The organism is Paenarthrobacter nitroguajacolicus, assembly GCF_031455195.1.
Classification (GTDB): Bacteria; Actinomycetota; Actinomycetes; order Actinomycetales; family Micrococcaceae; genus Arthrobacter; species Arthrobacter nitroguajacolicus_D.
In genome coordinates, this window is sequence record NZ_JAVDSH010000004.1 from 388,898 (window position 1) to 404,748 (window position 15,851).

Annotated in this window: 18 protein-coding genes; 10 read left to right on the forward strand and 8 right to left on the reverse strand. The window is 64.1% G+C overall.

All coding sequences use genetic code 11. The features are described 5' to 3' along the window. Position 1: 1 nt before the first annotated feature. Positions 2–1,108: a GTP pyrophosphokinase gene (locus J2Y68_RS11540; RefSeq protein WP_090822251.1), complete on the reverse strand. Its 1,107-nt coding sequence runs from the start codon at positions 1,106–1,108 to the stop codon at positions 2–4. Between the two features lie 110 nt (positions 1,109–1,218). Here J2Y68_RS11540 and J2Y68_RS11545 point away from each other — a divergent pair, with 110 nt between their 5' ends. Then, a complete protein-coding gene (locus J2Y68_RS11545; protein WP_309993479.1) occupies positions 1,219–2,040 on the forward strand; it encodes an alpha/beta hydrolase in 822 nt (273 codons plus the stop codon). A gap of 40 nt (positions 2,041–2,080) precedes the next feature. Then, positions 2,081–3,016, forward strand: coding sequence for a carbohydrate kinase family protein (locus tag J2Y68_RS11550; RefSeq protein ID WP_309993481.1), 936 nt, complete (start codon positions 2,081–2,083; stop codon positions 3,014–3,016). Here the strand turns inward: J2Y68_RS11550 and J2Y68_RS11555 are convergent. Continuing rightward, a complete protein-coding gene (locus J2Y68_RS11555) occupies positions 3,013–4,080 on the reverse strand; it encodes a glutathione S-transferase family protein (RefSeq protein WP_309993483.1) in 1,068 nt (355 codons plus the stop codon). The two genes, J2Y68_RS11550 and J2Y68_RS11555, sit on opposite strands and share 4 nt — an antisense overlap. A gap of 84 nt (positions 4,081–4,164) precedes the next feature. Here J2Y68_RS11555 and J2Y68_RS11560 point away from each other — a divergent pair, with 84 nt between their 5' ends. Then, entirely contained in the window at positions 4,165–4,974 is an 810-nt protein-coding gene (locus J2Y68_RS11560; protein ID WP_309993485.1) for an HAD family hydrolase, read from the forward strand. Positions 4,975–5,073: 99 nt separating this feature from the next. Here J2Y68_RS11560 and J2Y68_RS11565 read toward each other — a convergent pair whose 3' ends face one another. Continuing rightward, positions 5,074–5,940 (reverse strand): SDR family oxidoreductase, encoded by an 867-nt coding sequence (locus J2Y68_RS11565; protein WP_309993487.1) that lies wholly within the window; start codon positions 5,938–5,940, stop codon positions 5,074–5,076. A 123-nt stretch (positions 5,941–6,063) separates the two neighbouring features. On the opposite strand from J2Y68_RS11565, the gene J2Y68_RS11570 reads away from it, so the two are divergent. Together J2Y68_RS11570 and J2Y68_RS11575 are read left to right on the forward strand one after the other, a co-directional pair. Further along, positions 6,064–6,333 (forward strand): hypothetical protein, encoded by a 270-nt coding sequence (locus J2Y68_RS11570; protein ID WP_309993490.1) that lies wholly within the window; start codon positions 6,064–6,066, stop codon positions 6,331–6,333. A gap of 13 nt (positions 6,334–6,346) precedes the next feature. Next, a complete protein-coding gene (locus J2Y68_RS11575; protein WP_309993493.1) occupies positions 6,347–7,144 on the forward strand; it encodes a glycerophosphodiester phosphodiesterase in 798 nt (265 codons plus the stop codon). Positions 7,145–7,236: 92 nt separating this feature from the next. Here J2Y68_RS11575 and J2Y68_RS11580 read toward each other — a convergent pair whose 3' ends face one another. Beyond that, positions 7,237–9,057: a glycoside hydrolase family 2 protein gene (locus J2Y68_RS11580; RefSeq protein WP_309993668.1), complete on the reverse strand. Its 1,821-nt coding sequence runs from the start codon at positions 9,055–9,057 to the stop codon at positions 7,237–7,239. 74 nt (positions 9,058–9,131) lie between these two features. On the opposite strand from J2Y68_RS11580, the gene J2Y68_RS11585 reads away from it, so the two are divergent. Then, positions 9,132–10,094 (forward strand): D-2-hydroxyacid dehydrogenase family protein, encoded by a 963-nt coding sequence (locus J2Y68_RS11585; protein ID WP_309993495.1) that lies wholly within the window; start codon positions 9,132–9,134, stop codon positions 10,092–10,094. Between the two features lie 59 nt (positions 10,095–10,153). Beyond that, positions 10,154–11,296 carry a glycerate kinase gene (locus J2Y68_RS11590; RefSeq protein WP_309993497.1) on the forward strand — a complete coding sequence of 381 codons (1,143 nt, stop codon included), beginning with the start codon at positions 10,154–10,156 and terminating at the stop codon, positions 11,294–11,296. Here J2Y68_RS11590 and J2Y68_RS11595 read toward each other — a convergent pair whose 3' ends face one another. Next, positions 11,297–11,533, reverse strand: coding sequence for a DUF2630 family protein (locus J2Y68_RS11595; protein ID WP_309993500.1), 237 nt, complete (start codon positions 11,531–11,533; stop codon positions 11,297–11,299). A gap of 93 nt (positions 11,534–11,626) precedes the next feature. Between J2Y68_RS11595 and J2Y68_RS11600 the strand changes: the two genes are divergently transcribed. Both J2Y68_RS11600 and J2Y68_RS11605 read left to right on the forward strand, forming a co-directional pair. Further along, entirely contained in the window at positions 11,627–12,070 is a 444-nt protein-coding gene (locus J2Y68_RS11600) for a YdeI/OmpD-associated family protein (protein ID WP_309993503.1), read from the forward strand. Between the two features lie 99 nt (positions 12,071–12,169). Then, positions 12,170–12,625 (forward strand): hypothetical protein, encoded by a 456-nt coding sequence (locus J2Y68_RS11605; RefSeq protein WP_309993506.1) that lies wholly within the window; start codon positions 12,170–12,172, stop codon positions 12,623–12,625. On the opposite strand, the gene J2Y68_RS11610 is transcribed toward J2Y68_RS11605, so the two are convergent. After that, entirely contained in the window at positions 12,622–13,887 is a 1,266-nt protein-coding gene (locus J2Y68_RS11610) for an MFS transporter (protein ID WP_397334950.1), read from the reverse strand. The genes J2Y68_RS11605 and J2Y68_RS11610 overlap by 4 nt on opposite strands. A gap of 50 nt (positions 13,888–13,937) precedes the next feature. On the opposite strand from J2Y68_RS11610, the gene J2Y68_RS11615 reads away from it, so the two are divergent. Then, entirely contained in the window at positions 13,938–14,891 is a 954-nt protein-coding gene (locus J2Y68_RS11615) for an ArsR/SmtB family transcription factor (RefSeq protein WP_309993511.1), read from the forward strand. A gap of 45 nt (positions 14,892–14,936) precedes the next feature. Here the strand turns inward: J2Y68_RS11615 and J2Y68_RS11620 are convergent, their stop codons facing one another. Together J2Y68_RS11620 and J2Y68_RS11625 are read right to left on the reverse strand one after the other, a co-directional pair. Then, entirely contained in the window at positions 14,937–15,488 is a 552-nt protein-coding gene (locus J2Y68_RS11620; protein WP_309993514.1) for a dihydrofolate reductase family protein, read from the reverse strand. 12 nt (positions 15,489–15,500) lie between these two features. Next, positions 15,501–15,821 carry a hypothetical protein gene (locus J2Y68_RS11625; protein ID WP_309993517.1) on the reverse strand — a complete coding sequence of 107 codons (321 nt, stop codon included), beginning with the start codon at positions 15,819–15,821 and terminating at the stop codon, positions 15,501–15,503. Positions 15,822–15,851: the final 30 nt, after the last annotated feature.

A 15,851-nucleotide genomic window follows, 5' to 3' on the forward strand; every position in this document is an offset into this window, starting at 1 on the left:
TTTACAAAGCAGTCTGGCGGTAACGCTCAATCTGCTTAAGACGCCGCAGGAGGCTGTCGCGCCGCGGGTGCGGAACGACGTCGGGCGCCTCGGCGGTGAGATCAATGTGTTCGGTTCCGTACTGCCACAGCAGGAGGTCATCCAGGAGGCGGTCGGGGCCGGGGGAGTAGCGGTGGTCCAGGGCCTTACGGACCTCGGTGATCCGGTTGGCGCTGAGCAGCCCAGCCAGTTCCACGGTCTTGGTCAGTCCGTGGGCGGCAAGCAGCTCGGCGGCCCATCCCCAGTCGTCATCAACTTTACGGTCAACGTGGGGAAGGAGCGTCCGCCAGACATCACGAACCCGGTTCGGAGTCAGGGGCGAACCGCCCTCACCCTCCAGGTCCCAGTAGCTGCGGACTTCCTCGTAGCGCTCATGGAGGTCGGCGAAGGCGCTCTCCACCGTTTCCAGCATCGCCGCGGTAGCCGTGAATTGGCGGTCGAAATGGGGGGTCCAGGCGCGTGGATCTTCCGCCTTGAAACGGATGTCGTGCTCGATCTCGCTCCAGGCATGCGCGAACACGGTCCGGATCTGGCACTCGAAGAAGTAGCTGCCGTTGGCTGGCATGTCCGGATTGAAGACGTGCTGGTACTCCTTGACGGCCTCGTTCTGGATAGTGCGAAGGATCAGGTGGCGGCTGGAGTAGCCGTAGGTCCCGGACTCGATGGAGCCGATGTCCTTCTCGCGGTCGCCACGGCAATCGAAGAGCTGACGTTGCCGCTTGATGATGTTGGCCACAGCAGCGTTTTCGGCGGGCAGCTTGGTGATGACACGGATGCCCACCATGTCGTTCAACGTGCGGAACGGGTCCGGGAACTTGAGGACCCGCGGACCACCCGGCTCCAAGGGATCATCCGTCCGGGAGATCTTTTCCCGGAACGACTCCACAGTCTTGGTCCGGCCCGTGACGAACAAAGGGGTGACCTCGGCGTCGTTCAGCATGTCCCTCAGAGTGAGCAGAACGTCCCGCGTGACCCGCTTCAAAGCCGGACGAACACGCTCATAGAGGGCCACGTTCGCGTCCACTGCGTCGCGCTGGTCCTGGTCCAGGCTGTCCCAATTGCTTGCCATGCCCCCAGCTTACGGGTCGGGTCCGACACTGGACCGGGCCACTCGCCGTCGGGGTGGCCCTAGCCAAACTTCCGGATCGTCACGATAGGCTCAGTACAAAGGAGGGCGCAATGTTGCGGCACAAGTACAGCTACGGCGAACACCCCAGTCAGTGGGGCGAACTCTTCATACCTGAACCGAACAATGGGAACCATCGCGGCGCATCAGCAGCTGCCGGTGGAATCGCCGTTGTGATCCATGGCGGCTACTGGCGCTCGCAGTACGGTGCGGAGCTCGGTGAGCCCCTTGCGCGGGACCTTGCAGCGCACGGCATCACGGCCTGGAACCTTGAATACCGGCGGGCAGGGAACGGCGGTGGGTGGCCCCATACTTTCGAGGACATCCTGGCCGGCATCGATCATCTGTCCAAAATCGCGGGCGACCACGACCTCCAACTGGGCAAAGTGGTGGCACTCGGGCACTCGGCCGGTGGCCACCTTGCTGTCTGGGCCGCTGGTCGCGAGCGGCTTTCCGCCATAGGAACTCCCGACGCCGACCGCCAACTGGTGCGCTCACCCGAGGATAACGCGGTGCACCTGACGGGGGTCGTCAGCCAGTCCGGCCTGCTCAACCTTGCGGCCGCGGAGAAGCTCAACCTCAGCAACGGCGCCGTCTGCAACCTCATGGGCGGTGATTCGGCCAGATTCCCCAAACGGCATAAATATGCGGATCCCATGAGTTTGCTGCCCATCAACGTCCCCGTCTATGCCGTGCACGCCACGGAAGACGAGGACGTTCCTGCAAGCCAATCCGAGGCCTACGTTGCCGCGGCCACGGCTGCCGGAGGTGCCGCCCAGTTGCTGCGCGTGCCGGGCGACCATTTCGACCTGATCGACCCGAAGGCAGTGGCCTACAAGAAGTGCCGCGAGCTGGTGCAGCGATTGCTCTCGTAATTGTTGGGATGCGGCGGCTCCGCTCTGGCAGAGTGGTCCCATGCTGACTGTCATTGGTGAAGCCCTGGTCGACGTCGTTCAACGCTCCTCTGGAATCGAGGCGCATGTTGGCGGGAGCCCACTCAACGTGGCCGTTGGGCTGGCACGCCTTGACCACCCCGTGCAGTTCATCGGGCGTTACGGCCGCGACGCTTATGGCGACTCGGTTGCCGCGCACCTGCGTTCGAGTTCGGTGATGGTCCCGCTTCCGCCGGACGACAAACCAACCAGCGTCGCCACCGCAGAGATCGACGACGACGGCGCCGCCACCTACGCGTTCGACCTCGCCTGGGAGTTGCCCGGACTCGCCGCGCGGTTGCCGCTCATGCTGCAGGGCGCCACCCTGCTCCACACAGGTTCCATCGCCACTGCGTTGGAGCCCGGCGCCGCGGAGGTGCTTGCCGCCGTCGAGCATGCCCACCCGGGCACCACCATCAGCTTCGATCCCAACTGCCGCCCCAGCATCATCACCGACGTCGACTACGCGCGTACGCAGGCCGAACGCTTCGTGAAGTTATCCGACGTCGTCAAAGCCTCTGACGAGGACCTCGAATGGCTGTATCCCGGCGTCGATCCGACGGAATCGGCGCGTCGTTGGCTGACCCTGGGCGGCGAGGAAGGACCGGCATTGGTGGTGGTGACACGTGGCGCACGCGGGCCCTGGGGCATAACCCGGGCCGGGGAAACCCAGGTGCCCGCGCCGTCCGTGAATGTTGTGGACACCGTCGGCGCGGGGGACTCGTTCATGGCCGGGTTGCTCTCCGCGATTGTGGACCACGGGCTGGACGGAGCACAGAACAGGGAAGCGCTCCGGGCTATGCCTGCCGAAACCCTCGCCGCGATCCTGGATCGTGCAACGCGTGCTGCCGCTGTCACGGTGTCGCGGGCCGGAGCCAACCCGCCGACGCGGGCCGAGCTCAACCATGCTGCCGCTTAGTTTCTAACCGGCCCGTGGCCGGCGGCAACTTCCTCGCCGGCCTTCACCGGACCTGGGGGAGTACCCTTCCCGAACGGGCTGCCGCCCAGCGATTCGCGTCCATGGTCGGTCAGCCATCCGGAGAGGTCCGGGCCCGCTGGAACGATCTGCGTGGGGTTAATATCCTCATGCACTATGTAGTAATGCTGCTTGATCTGCACGAAATCGATGGTGTCGCCGAAGCCCGGCGTCTGGAACAAGTCCCGGGCGTAGCCCCACAGGGCAGGCATTTCGCTGAGTTTGTTCCGGTTGCACTTGAAGTGTCCGTGGTAGACGGGATCGAAGCGGGCCAGGGTGGTGAAGAGCCTGACGTCGGCCTCCGTAATGGTGTCGCCCACCAGGTAGCGCTGGTTGGTCAACCGTTCCTCAAGCCAGTCCAAAGCGGTCCAGAGCCGGGTGTAGGCGGCGTCGTAGGCCTTCTGCGAACCCGCGAATCCGCACCTGTACACGCCGTTGTTGACCTCAGTGAAGACGCGCTTGTTGACCAGGTCGATCTCCTCGCGCAGGTTTTCCGGATAAAGTTCCGGCGCGCCGGGGCGGTGGAATTCCGTCCATTCCGTGGAGAAGTCCAGCGTGATTTGGGGGAAGTTGTTGGTTACTACTGCCCCGCTGGGGACATCGACGATGGCCGGAACAGTGATGCCGCGGGGGTAATCCGGGAAGCGGCGGAAGAACGCGTCCTGCAGGCGCTCAATGCCCAGCACAGGGTCCTTGCCGTCCGGATCCAGGTCGAACGTCCAGGAGCGGGCGTCGTGCGTGGGTCCTGGCTGGCCGAGGCTGATGACGTCTTCCAGCCCGAGGAGCCGGCGGACGATGACCGTGCGGTTGGCCCATGGGCACGCCCGCGCCGCGATCAGGCGGTAGCGTCCCGGTTCGACCGGCCAACCCTGTTCTCCGTTGGGCCCGGTGGATCCATCGCGGGTTATGCGGTCCTCGATGTAATTTGTGTCCCGGGTGAACTCACCGCCGGTGACGTACGCGCCGCGGGTGCTGTGCTCTTCGATTGTTCCGGTCTTTTCGCTCATGAACCCACACTATGGGGCACTTCCAGGGCTGCGCTATCACTTGGCTTCGGCGGCGCCAGATCAGCGGCCCACTAGACTGGCATGATGCGGCTCGTAGCAAGTGATATTGACGGCACCATCCTCGGTCATGACGGCAAAATCAGTGACCGGACCATCAAGGCATTCCAGGCGTGCCGCGACGCAGGGGTGGAACTCGTCTTTGTCACTGGACGGCCTCCGCGCTGGTTGTACCCGCTGCAGGAGCAGTTGGGGCACAGCGGAATCGTGATCTGTTCCAATGGTGCTGTGGTGTGGGATCTCGAAACCGAGAAGGCCCTGTCCTCGTGTGTCCTGGACGCCGACTCCGTGTTTGAGGCCCGCCGCATCATCAAGTCCATCAGGCCCGACGCCTTGTTCGCCGTCGAAACGCTGACAGGTTTCCAGCTGGAGCCGGGCTTCATCGAGAACGAAACCAGTGAACTGCTTGCCGAGTTCACCCCCCGGCCGTTGGACGAAACGCTCAAGGGGGATGACGCCGTCGTGAAGTTCCTGGCGATCACCCGCAAGGGCACCCCGGACGATTTCCTTGCCGAAGTGCAGCCAGCAGTCGCCCATCTGGTGAGCACAACGCATTCGGCCCCGCGCACGGCGATGCTGGAAATGTCCGTCCAGGGCATCAACAAAGCCGTCACCCTGGCCAAGTACGCCGAGTCGCTGGGTATCGAGGCCGCCGACGTTGTGGCTTTCGGTGATATGCCCAACGACATTGAGATGCTCCGCTGGGCAGGTCACGGCTACGCGATGGCCAGCGGACACCCGGAGGCCATCCTCGCGGCTGGCCAGCAGGCTCCCCATTTCGACGACGACGGCGTGGCCCAGGTTCTCGAGGCGAAGCTCAGCGAACAGCGGGTCTAGTTCCGAACCGTCGGCGGAGATCGGCTTCTTGGAGAGGCCTCACTGAGTCATTCCACACCAGCGGCACGGACCGGCGCCAGGGCGACCAAGCAGGCCCCGTCACGGGTGCCGCACGCCCTCGCCTGCCAGCAATGCGCGGTAGCCCTCCTTGTACGTGGGGAAGGTAAGTTCTGCACCGGTGGCCCGTACTCGCCTGTTTGAACAGCGTTTGTCGCCGGGGCCGCCGTCGGACGCACCGCCAGGTGCCGCCGTCGGGGGTTCCGGGCAGCCCAGTTCAGCAGCGAGAAACCGCATGACTTCGCCCATTTCCGCCGCGTGATCGTCGACGCCCACGTAGACGGAATCAGGAACGGCTTCCATGGTGGTGAGGTGGACGATCATGGCTGCGGCGTCGTCCCTGTGGATGCGGTTGGTGTGACGGGGCTGGGCGGGAATGACTGCTTGCCCGGACTTCACTTGGTCGATCAACCGGGTGCGTCCCGGCCCGTAGATGCCGCCGAGCCGCAACGAGATAGCCTCCGTGCCGGTGCCCCGGGTCCGGGCGAACAGCAAATCTTCGGCCTCCACCAGTACCTTTCCGCTGAAGCGAGTCGGCTCTGTAGCCGTGGACTCGTCCACCACAGCCCCGCCGGAATCTCTATACACAGCCGTGGAGGAGACGAAAAGGATCCGGCGCGGCTCCAGCCCTTGCCGCTCCAGCGCGTCCAACACATTGCGTGTGCCGTCCAGATAGGCCGCGCGGTAGGCCTCCTCGGTGGAGGTATCGGCTGCCACGGCAATCACCACAATGTCCACGTCCGAGGGTAACTCCGGCAGGCCCTTGGCAAGGTCAGCGTGCATTCCACGAATCTGGCGAGGCAGCTTTTGGGGTGACCGGCGCAGGCCAACAACCTCACGGCCAGCGGCGGCGAAGCGAAGCCCGGCTTCGGTTCCGAGGTCGCCGCAACCGGCAATCAATACAGTCATGACTCCAGTCTTGCAGGCTCCAGCTGTCACCGACTTCCCAGCCTCCATACAACCGGCGTTCACCTTGCCTCCGTAGGCTTCCAGCCAAGGACCCCGTTAGCTCGTTGAAGGTGTAGGGAAATCATGGCCAAGCGTAGGATCAACGACTTCAACACTGCCCCGTTGCGGCGGATCGAGCCCGATCACCACTGGCGCTCCCTCCGACAGGGCGACCGCGTCAGCCTTACGCTGACGCCGGGCTACGAGTCAGCCGGCGTGGTGGACGCCGTCACCGGCGACGCGACTGCCGTGTGGGTGGAGCTCGACGGCGGCCGCGGCCGTACGCTGGTGCACGTCAGCGACGGCGTGGCGATCGTTCCGCAGGATCCGGCGGCGGTCACGCAGGAGTCCTGAACACGCCCTCGCGATGGGCTACGCTACGGATGTGACGCTGCCCTATTTCCTCCGCAAGGACGGTTCAGTGGGCCCTCTGGCCTTCGCGCACAGGGGTTTCTCTCTGGATGGCATGGAGAATTCCATGGCTGCCTTCAAAGCCGCGGTGGAGCTCGGGACCGTCCATCTTGAAACCGACGTCCACACCACGTCGGACGGTGTGCTGCTGGTCTTCCACGATTCCTCCTTGGACCGGGTGACGGACGCTGCGGGCCGCATTGCCGAGCTGACCGCAGACCAAGTGTCCGCGGCGAGAATTGGCGGCGTGGAGCCCGTTCCCACCTTCGATGAACTGGTTGCCGCGTTGCCCGATGCCCGGCTGAACCTGGACGTCAAGGACTGGAACTCCGTGGGCTCCATGGCAGCGGCGATCGAGCGGCACGCAATCCACCGCAGGGTCCTGGTGACGAGCTTTTCGGACCGCCGCCGCCGGGCGGTCCTGGCCAGGCTGTCCCAGCGCGTTGCCTCGTCGGCCGGCAGCACCCTGACAGCTTTGTTCGTCCTCCTGGGTCCCGTGCTTCCGGCTCCTCTGGCACGCAGGCTGCTTGCCGACGTCGACGTTTTCCAAGTCCCGGTCCGCTACGGGAGGCTCCCCGTGGTGACTTCGGGGTTCGTCCGACGCGCCCATCGGCTGGGCCTGCAGGTGCATGTGTGGACCATCAACGAAGCGGCTGAAATGGAGCGGCTACTGGATCTTGGGGTGGACGGCATCGTGTCGGACCGCCTCGACCTGCTCAAGGAAGTCCTGGTGCGCCGCGGCGACTGGGTGTGAGCGAGCGTTTGCTTGAAGCGGGTGGGGTGTGAGCGAGCGTTTGGTTGAAGCGGGTGGGATGTGAGCGAGCGTCGGGGAAACCGGACCTTCGCTCACTTCCCGCGGGTTTCGACGGCGGCCTGCCGGGTTTGGCTGGCGCGGATCCTGGCGAGGTCGAACTTGGTGCTCCGGTCAAAGGCGAAAATGCCGTTCTTCTCCTGGAACACGTCCGTGAGCTGCGTGTAGCAGTAGCCGAACATGTCCGGGTTTTCCAGGAGGACGCTGCATAGCCCGTCGAAGCGGCCGTAGAACTCTTCCTCGCTGCCGACCCGCTGACCGTAGCCCCACGACGTGGACAGGTCGGTACCATCGGCCGCCTGCTTCGCTTCACTCTCGTTCCACCAGATGCCGCCGAATTCGGAGACGAAGTACGGCTGGCCGGCGTAGGGCACCGAATATTCCTGGCCATCTTCCTTGCGGTTGATGTACGGCTTATTCTCTGCGAGGCCTTCCTGTTCGATCCGGAACCGTTCCGGGTCCTGCTGGTAGGAGTGGGCGTCGTAAATGTCGGTCTCCCTGATCCGGTGGGAGTATCCGGACGCGTCGATCACCGGTCGGGTGGGATCGGCAAGCTTGGTAGCCAGGAACATTGCCTGCGTGACATCGTCCAGCACGGTCAGCCGATCGTGCAGGACCTGGTGTGTTTCGTTGAGGGGGCACCAGCCGATAATGGCGGGGTGGTTGTAGTCGCGCCTGAGCACTTCCAGCCATTGCGCCACGAAGCTCGGTGTGGGTTGCTGGTTGTGCCCTACCGTTCCGGCGCCGGAAACGCCCCAGTCGCCGAACTCACCCCACAGCAGGTAGCCGAGCCGGTCTGCGTGGTAGAGGAAACGTTCCTCGAAGACCTTTTGGTGCAGGCGGGCACCGTTGAATCCAGCGGCCATGGACAGTTCGATGTCCTTGATCAAAGCCGCCTCGTCAGGGGAGGTCATCAGCGAATCCGGCCAGTAGCCCTGGTCCAGGACAAGCCGCTGGAAAACGGCCTCGCCATTGATGCGGACCACCTTGCCGTCCAGCGCTATGGAGCGAATGGCCGCATAGCTGTCCACATGGTCCACAACGTCACCGGCGTCGTCCAGCACGTTCACCTCGAGGTCGTAAAGGAACGGGTCCTCGATTGACCATGGACGAAGCAATTCGGCAGGGATGTTCAGGTGCAGGGTTGGCGTAAGGTCCAGATCAGCTTTGATCGATGCCTCGACCCGCCCGCCTGAACCGTCGGACAGGATCGCGGACACTGTATGCCCAGTCCGGTTCTGGCTGATGGGTACTTCCACTGTGATGCTGGAATCAGCCAGGTTAGGGGTCATTCGCAGGTGCTTGATATAGACCTCGGGAACCGCCTCCATCCACACCGTCTGCCAGATTCCCGTGGTCCGCGTGTACTGGCAATGCGTGTTGTTGTACCAGGTGGCTTGCTTCCCACGTGCCTGCATCCCGTGCCGCGAATCCCTGGCCCGGACCACGATCACCGCATCGGCGCCCGGCTCAACAACTCCGCCAAGATCAGCCGTGAATGGGGTGAAGCCACCGCGATGCCTGGCAACTTCGACGCCGTTGACCCACACGGTGGCGTCGTGATCCACTGCGCCGAAATGGAGCAGGACATTCTGGCCGGCCCAGTCCGCCGGAATCGTCACCGTCCGGCGATACCAAACTGCCTCCATGAAATCGACGTGCCCAATCCCCGAGAGCACCGATTCGGGCGCGAACGGAACCCTGATCCCGCTGTTGAGTTCACGTGTGGTGAGGCCGCGTTCCAAACCCGAGTCACCGGCGTCGATCTCAAAACCCCAGGTGCCGTTGAGGTTCATCCACTTGTCGCGGACCAGTTGCGGGCGGGGATGCTCAGGTTTGGGTATGGCTGAGGTCACATTTTGGCTCACACTCAAAAACCTAACGTGAGATGGTGGTCAGTACCAGCAGCCACTGTGCGAGGGAGATTGGCGTGACCCTTTTCCGTTTAGCGATCCTTGATGACTATCAGCAGGTCTCCGGGGACTACGCCCCGTGGGAGTCACTGCTCGACGACGACGTGAAGGTCAGCGTTTTCAGCGCACCTTTCGTTTCGGAGGAGCAGGCCGTGGCAGCCTTGGCGCCATTCGACATCATTGTGGCGATGCGCGAACGCACCCGGTTCCCGCAGAGTGCCTTGGATGCCCTGCCGAACCTCAAGCTCCTGGTGACCACAGGCATGGCCAACGCCGCCATTGATATGGAAGCGGCAAAGGAACGCGGCATTGTGGTGTGCGGTACGGCTGGGTCGCCGGCGGCGGCGCCTGAGCTGGCGTGGGCACTCCTGTTGGCCTTCGCGCGAAACCTTTCTGTTGAGGAGAACTCGCTCAGGGCGGGTGACTGGCAAGTGGGCGTCGGGTTCGAACTCGAAGGCAAGACGCTGGGAATCGTGGGCCTGGGCAAGATCGGGTCGCGGATGGCCCGCTACGCCAAGGCTTTTGGGATGGACGTCCTGGCGTGGAGCCAGAACCTCACTGCGGACGTTGCCGAGGCCGCCGGTGCGCGGAAGGTCAGCAAAGAGGAGTTGTTCAGGGAGTCCGACGTCGTGACGCTTCACCTGCGGCTGTCCGAGCGGACTGAGGGGATAGTCGGTTCCAAGGAACTGCGTCTTCTTGGCCCGGAGGGCGTGCTGGTCAATACGGCCCGTGGGCCGTTGGTGGATGAGGCTGCTCTCATGCAGGCCTTGGAGGAAGGGTGGATCCGGGGGGCTGCCCTGGATGTCTTCGACGAGGAGCCCCTCCCATCCGGTCATGCATTGTTGCACTCTCCCCGGACGGTGCTTTCGCCGCATATCGGCTACGTGACGCACGAGAGCTACCGCCAGTTTTATGGTGGTGCGTTCGAGGACGTCAAGGCGTGGCTCGCTGAAGCGCCATTGCGCGTTCTCAACCCGTAGCAGCCGCAAGGTTACACGCTGGGCAAGCGCTTTCCCGACAAAGCTGGCAAGATGGGTCCATGCGTATCCTCATCGCCCCCGACAAGTTCAAGGGTTCCCTGACCGCCGCCGAAGCCGCGTCAGCCATGGCCGAAGGCGCCCTCCGCGTCTACCCGGACGCCGTGACCACCCAGTTCCCGGTGGCTGACGGCGGCGAAGGCACGCTTGATGCCGCAATCGCAGCGGGCTACGAAGAGCGAAACAACGCGGTGGTCGGCCCCATCCTCAAGCCCGTCGGTGCTTCCTGGGCGATCCGCAAGGACGCACTCGGCGGTGCCACTGCCGTGATCGAAACCGCGCAAGCATCCGGCCTGGCGCACATGGAGCCCACTCCCGAGAATGCACTCCGCGCCCACAGCTACGGCTGCGGCCAGCTGATCGCCGCCGCTCTCGAAGCCGGTGCCACTGAGATCGTGCTGGGGTTGGGCGGTTCGGCAATGTCCGACGGCGGCAGCGGAGCCTTGCGTGCACTGGGGCTCAAGCCCCTCGACTCCGCCGGGAACGTGGTGCCCCTCGGAGGCGGTTCGCTGGCCGACGTCGTCGCCTTGGACGCCTCCGAGCTGGATCCGCGGCTCTCGGGAGTGAAGTTCCGCATCGCCGTCGACGTCCAGAACCCGCTGTATGGGCCTGATGGTGCCGCGCATGTTTTCGGTCCGCAGAAAGGCGCCGATGAGGACGCCGTTGAGAAGCTCGACGCCGGTCTCCGCAACTGGGCCTCGCTCCTTAGGGAAGCCACAGGCCGGGACGTGAACGTACCCGGAGCCGGAGCCGCAGGCGGGTTCCCGGCGTCGTTCCTGGCCTTCACTGACGCTGCGCTGGAAGGCGGCTTCGCGTTGGTCGCAGGCCTCACTGGTCTCGCTTCGCATTTGGGTGAGGCTGACCTGGTCATCACAGGGGAGGGGTCCATGGACGAGCAATCACTCACGGGCAAGGCGCCGATCGCGCTCGCCGATGCCGCCAGTGTGCACGGCATACCAGTGGTGGCCGTTGCGGGGCGCATCACGGTAACGCCCGAAGACCTGGCGAAGCACGGGATCGTGGCTGCCGCGCAGTTGCTGGACGTCGCGCAGCGCAAGAACGGCGTTCCGGACGTAGCCGACGCCGTTGCCAACGCCGCCAAGTACGTGGCCTGGGCTACCAGTCAGGTTCTGGAGGGCGCGTAATTACTGCCGATAGCCTTCAACTTCGCTGACCGGCCGGGCTGAAGCGTCGTCCGGGTTTTCGCCCGCGTCCCTCTTGGCGCGGCGTTGACGCAGAAGATCCCAGCACTGGTCGAGCTGGGCTTCCAGCTGGGCAAGGCGGGCGCTGTCATCCCCCGCCCCAGTGCTGGTGGAGGCGCGCAGGCGGTGTTCCTCCTCGACCAGAGACTGGATTCGCTCCAAAAGATCCTGATTGTCCATTGCAATGACTCCTATATGTGGTTTTCACGGTTACCTCGAACGTAGTCCTGCTGACGGGGTGCGTCTACTGCCGGCCAACGGCATACTTGGCACATGAAATTCACTACGACCATCGTGGGCGATGGCAACAAGTCGGGCATCGAAGTTCCGGACGGGATCGTTGAGGGGTTGGGTGGCGGCAAGCGGCCTCCAGTGGTGGTGACCATCAACGGCCAGAGCTACCGCAGCAGCATCGCCGTGATGGGCGGCAAGTACATGGTGGGCGTCAGCTCGGCCAACCGCGAACTAACGGGCGCTTCCGCTGGGGACACGGTTGAGGTTGGCTTGGAAGTGGATACCCAGCCCCGCATCATCGAGGTCCCGCAGGACTTGGCTGCCGCGCTGGACGCCGAGCCTGGGGCGAAGGCCTTTTACGAGACCCTGAATTACAGTTCGCAGCGGAGGTACGTGGAGCCGATCGGGGACGCCAAGACGCCGGAGACCCGGGCTCGAAGGGTTGCCAAGGTGGTGGAGGATCTGAAGGCCGGGAAGAAGTAGCTTCCTGCCGTTATCGAGCGAGTGAGTCGAGCCGCTGAGCCGCCACCGCGGCCGTGCCATGGCCGCTAGGCTGGACTTTTCGAGCTTTGGAGGCTGGCCGTGGTTTACGACCCCGAGCGCGATCTGCGCGACGATGAAGTGTATGCCGAGCACAAGGAGGCCGTGGCAAACGGTCAGAAGCGAGTGCTCCGCAGGACCAGCACCGGCGAACTCCACAGTTACGCTGGCGATGAGATTGGATTCACGCCAGGCCGCGGCCACGCGCAGGTGAGTTCCTGGTGGGGGATGGCGATTCTGTCGGCATTCGGATGCCTTGGGTTCGTTGCGTCGGTGGCGATGCTTCTGTCCCCGCTTTTTCAAGGAGATAGCCCCTCATGGGGCGCTCTTTGGGGTATGGGGCTGGCGGGGTTTATTGCTTGGTATGGATTCAACCTGTCCAGGGACGAGTACAAAGCCACGCGGCTTCGCAAACACCGCGGTTCTCCCAAGCCCGGAACCGGTTACGTTGATGTGCAGCTGCTGGAAACAGGCCAGCGCCGCGCCAATCGAGGCTAGGCGAGTACCGCCGTCGTCGAGGCTTCCCGCGCTATCAGCGCGACACCCGCTGCCGATGTGAAGAAGACTGCACCAAGGACCGCCCACCCCAGCGGGCCATGTTCGACGACGGTGGCGGTCACCACGAGCGGTGCGAGCATGGCACCCAGGGCAGATCCCATCCCGAACATCCCTTGGTAAGCACCCGCTTGGAGGGGGTTGGCGAGCTCGAAACTGAGTCCCCACGCTCCCGCCTGGGAAAGGATCTCCGCCAAGGAGTGCAGGAGTGCTGCACCGCAGAGGAGGGTGATGGCGGCGACCACCGGCACTCCGCCCGCCAATGCGTAGAGTGTGCAGGCTACGCTCATCAGGACGCCCCCTGTCATCACGATCTTTCCTGCACGCCGAGGGTCGTCAGTACCTCGCGAGAGCGGCACTTGCAGCAGGACGACACACACAGTGTTGATCACAAGGACCACGGATATGAGCACATCGGGCGCGCTGGTTTCCTGGGATATCCACAGCGGCACGCCCATCTCCGCGAGCCCGAACTGCATGCCGAATATGCCTGAGAGCACGGTCAGCAGTACGTACCGACGGTCCCGGAAAGGGGAGATGCCCCGCTCGGGAGCCCGGCTGGCGGGATCGTGGCGCGGTGCGTCAACGCGGTCGGGGAGGCGGCGGAGGCGCAGCGCGCTCAGGATGTAGACCACGCCGGCGCTGACCAGCATCCACCGGAACGCCTCGGCGGTGCCGGCCGTCAGCGCGAGTCCGGCGATCATGCCTCCCACCGCGATGCCCACGTTGGTGATGGTGCGGAGGACTGCGCGGGCATTCACGCGGTGAGTGCCGTCGAATGCCCGGGCTATGATCGCGGAGCGCGTGGCGTTGGCGCCGCGGTCGACGCCCACCGTGATGCAGGCAATCACGACGGCGGTGCTGAAGTTCCCGGCGAACGCATAGGCTGCAATCGCGAGACCTTGGATGGCGACCATTCCTGCCAGGAGCCGCCGTGCGGAAAAGCGATCGGCAAGTCGACCGCCAATGTAGGAGGTGCCGACGCCGACGCCGCTGGAAACGGAGAGAATCACGGCTATTTCCACGGCGCTCAGGCCGACGAAGCGGCTGAAGTACAAGACAGTCAGGGTGAGGAAGATGCCGCGGCCCAGTGTGGACACGAGGATGGCGGACGCGAGGATCTTGAGGGTGGGATCGGAGAGCGCTGCGCGGAGGGTGTGCTTCGGGGCCGGGGTGGTCTCTGCGGGGGATGTAGTCACAGCCACAGTCTCGTCAGTCTCTAAAGGCTTTCGGTATTGATGTAGCGTTGTTCTTCATGTTGAAGTACGAGTTGTCGGACGCAGATCTGGGCGGCGTGCGCTTCGGCATCTCGCCCCTGTGCGAACTTGGTCTTTCCCTGAGGGCAATTCGGGATCCCAGCCAGTACCCCCTTCAACTGCCATGGCTGCGTCGGACGGAAGAGGCACGCTCACGCTTGGACCTCGATAGGTTGCTCGCTTTGGTCGATGACCGACTGTGGACGCCGGACTTCCTGAACCCCAGGCCCCAGTCGCCACTCACCCGGATCGATGACGAGTTTGCGGCATTGGAGCGGATATCCGCCGAACAATTCCACGGGGACCTGATCCGGGTCCATGGCGCCGTGCCCCCGGTCTTTGCTGGACCGGCACGCCCGGCGATCCGTCGCATGGCCGGTATCCTCCAGGAGTTCTGGGACACCTGCTTCTCGCCGCACTGGCTGCGCATGCGGACCATCCTGGAAGCCGACATCGTCTACCGCGGCCGGCAGATTGCCCAGGGTGGGCTGTTCACGATGCTCAACGATTTGTCCGGTGCAGTGGAATTCGACGGCCGGGTCATTTCCGTGAGGCTGAAGAATCCGGCGTCGCGAACTGAGAAGGCGGACGGACTGGGGCTGACCCTTGTTCCTACGATGTTTACCCGCAGGGCCTCTGCCCCCGTTAACCATGGAGACCCGCCGATGCTGATGTACCCGGCGCGAGGGCAGGGGGCCATGTGGGAAACGGAGCAGGTTCGGAACCCTGCCGCTGTTGTGGCGGTACTCGGCGAGGTCCGGACCAGCTTACTGACTGCCTTGGCCGCACCCGCATCATCCACAGAACTCGGAGTGCGCTTCGGCGTCACTGCCTCCGCCGTGAACCAGCACCTCAGGGCGCTCAGGGAGGCCGGCCTCGTTACGTCCGCCCGCTACGGCCACAGCGTGCTTTATTTCAGAAGCGAACTGGGGTCGGCGTTGCTGCTGGGGTGAACGCACGTGAGGTGGCCGCCCCAGGCGGGCTCCGCCGTCGTGCGTTTAGTCCTTGCGCAGACTGTACGTGCTCACCACGTTGCCCTTGCTGGTGGCGTACTGGTCCTCCAGGACGAGCCGGTTCAGTGGATCGCCGTCCTCGAAGAGCCGCCGACCACTGCCGGCCACCACCGGGTGCGTCATCAGGGTCAGCTCATCGAGCACGCCCGCGAACAGCAGTTGGCGTACCAGCGAGATGCTGCCGCAGACGGCGATCTCGCCGCCGTCGCGGTTTTTGAGGTCCGTAACGAACTGCTCCACGTCGCCGTCAATCAGGTGCGAGTTTTCCCATTCCAGCGGTTCGGTCAGCGTGCGGGATGCGACGAACTTCTCGACAGGGTTGATGAAGGCGGCAAAGTCGTCGTCCTGCGTCGCGTTCGGCCAATACTGGGCCCACTCCTGGTAGCTGACACGCCCAAGGACCACGGTGTCCACCGTGTTGATCATATTGGTCAGGCCCTTGCCCAGGTCCTCGTCAAAGCTGTCGAACTGGAACTTGAACGGGTCCTGGACCACGCCATCCACGGAGTGGAACAGTCCGGCGGTGACTTTACGCATCTCGGTCTCCTCTTAAGCTGCTCGGCTTGCTGTCTGGAATTCGCGGGTCGGCAGGGCCGTCACATTGTTGTTCTGGAACCGGACGGGGACCTCGTGAAGCTCGGCGAACACCTGGAGCTGTTGCAAAGCGTCTGCATCCACGGTCGCTTCCGTCAGGTCCATCTCGACGCCGAGCCCGCCGCCGAGGCTTTTGGTGCGTTGGACCACCGGGTAGAGGCCCTGAAGGCTCAGGGCGGTCACGCGACCGGTTGCGGCGATCTGGATCTGTTCGCCGTCTACATCGACGCGAACAACTACGGAGAGCTTGTCGCTGGGCAATGTGCTGCCTTTCATCAGGTTGCTGCCACGCTGCAGCGCCCCCCA

Excerpts from the sequence above, each read along its gene's own strand:
- J2Y68_RS11540 (WP_090822251.1), bottom strand. The coding sequence starts at position 1,108 with ATGGCAAGCAATTGGGACAGCCTGGACCAGGACCAGCGCGACGCAGTG.
- J2Y68_RS11545 (WP_309993479.1), top strand. The coding sequence starts at position 1,219 with ATGTTGCGGCACAAGTACAGCTACGGCGAACACCCCAGTCAGTGGGGC.
- J2Y68_RS11550 (WP_309993481.1), top strand. The coding sequence starts at position 2,081 with ATGCTGACTGTCATTGGTGAAGCCCTGGTCGACGTCGTTCAACGCTCC.
- J2Y68_RS11555 (WP_309993483.1), bottom strand. The coding sequence starts at position 4,080 with ATGAGCGAAAAGACCGGAACAATCGAAGAGCACAGCACCCGCGGCGCG.
- J2Y68_RS11560 (WP_309993485.1), top strand. The coding sequence starts at position 4,165 with ATGCGGCTCGTAGCAAGTGATATTGACGGCACCATCCTCGGTCATGAC.
- J2Y68_RS11565 (WP_309993487.1), bottom strand. The coding sequence starts at position 5,940 with ATGACTGTATTGATTGCCGGTTGCGGCGACCTCGGAACCGAAGCCGGG.
- J2Y68_RS11570 (WP_309993490.1), top strand. The coding sequence starts at position 6,064 with ATGGCCAAGCGTAGGATCAACGACTTCAACACTGCCCCGTTGCGGCGG.
- J2Y68_RS11575 (WP_309993493.1), top strand. The coding sequence starts at position 6,347 with ATGGGCTACGCTACGGATGTGACGCTGCCCTATTTCCTCCGCAAGGAC.
- J2Y68_RS11590 (WP_309993497.1), top strand. The coding sequence starts at position 10,154 with ATGCGTATCCTCATCGCCCCCGACAAGTTCAAGGGTTCCCTGACCGCC.
- J2Y68_RS11595 (WP_309993500.1), bottom strand. The coding sequence starts at position 11,533 with ATGGACAATCAGGATCTTTTGGAGCGAATCCAGTCTCTGGTCGAGGAG.
- J2Y68_RS11600 (WP_309993503.1), top strand. The coding sequence starts at position 11,627 with ATGAAATTCACTACGACCATCGTGGGCGATGGCAACAAGTCGGGCATC.
- J2Y68_RS11615 (WP_309993511.1), top strand. The coding sequence starts at position 13,938 with ATGTTGAAGTACGAGTTGTCGGACGCAGATCTGGGCGGCGTGCGCTTC.
- J2Y68_RS11620 (WP_309993514.1), bottom strand. The coding sequence starts at position 15,488 with ATGCGTAAAGTCACCGCCGGACTGTTCCACTCCGTGGATGGCGTGGTC.
- J2Y68_RS11625 (WP_309993517.1), bottom strand. The coding sequence starts at position 15,821 with ATGAAAGGCAGCACATTGCCCAGCGACAAGCTCTCCGTAGTTGTTCGC.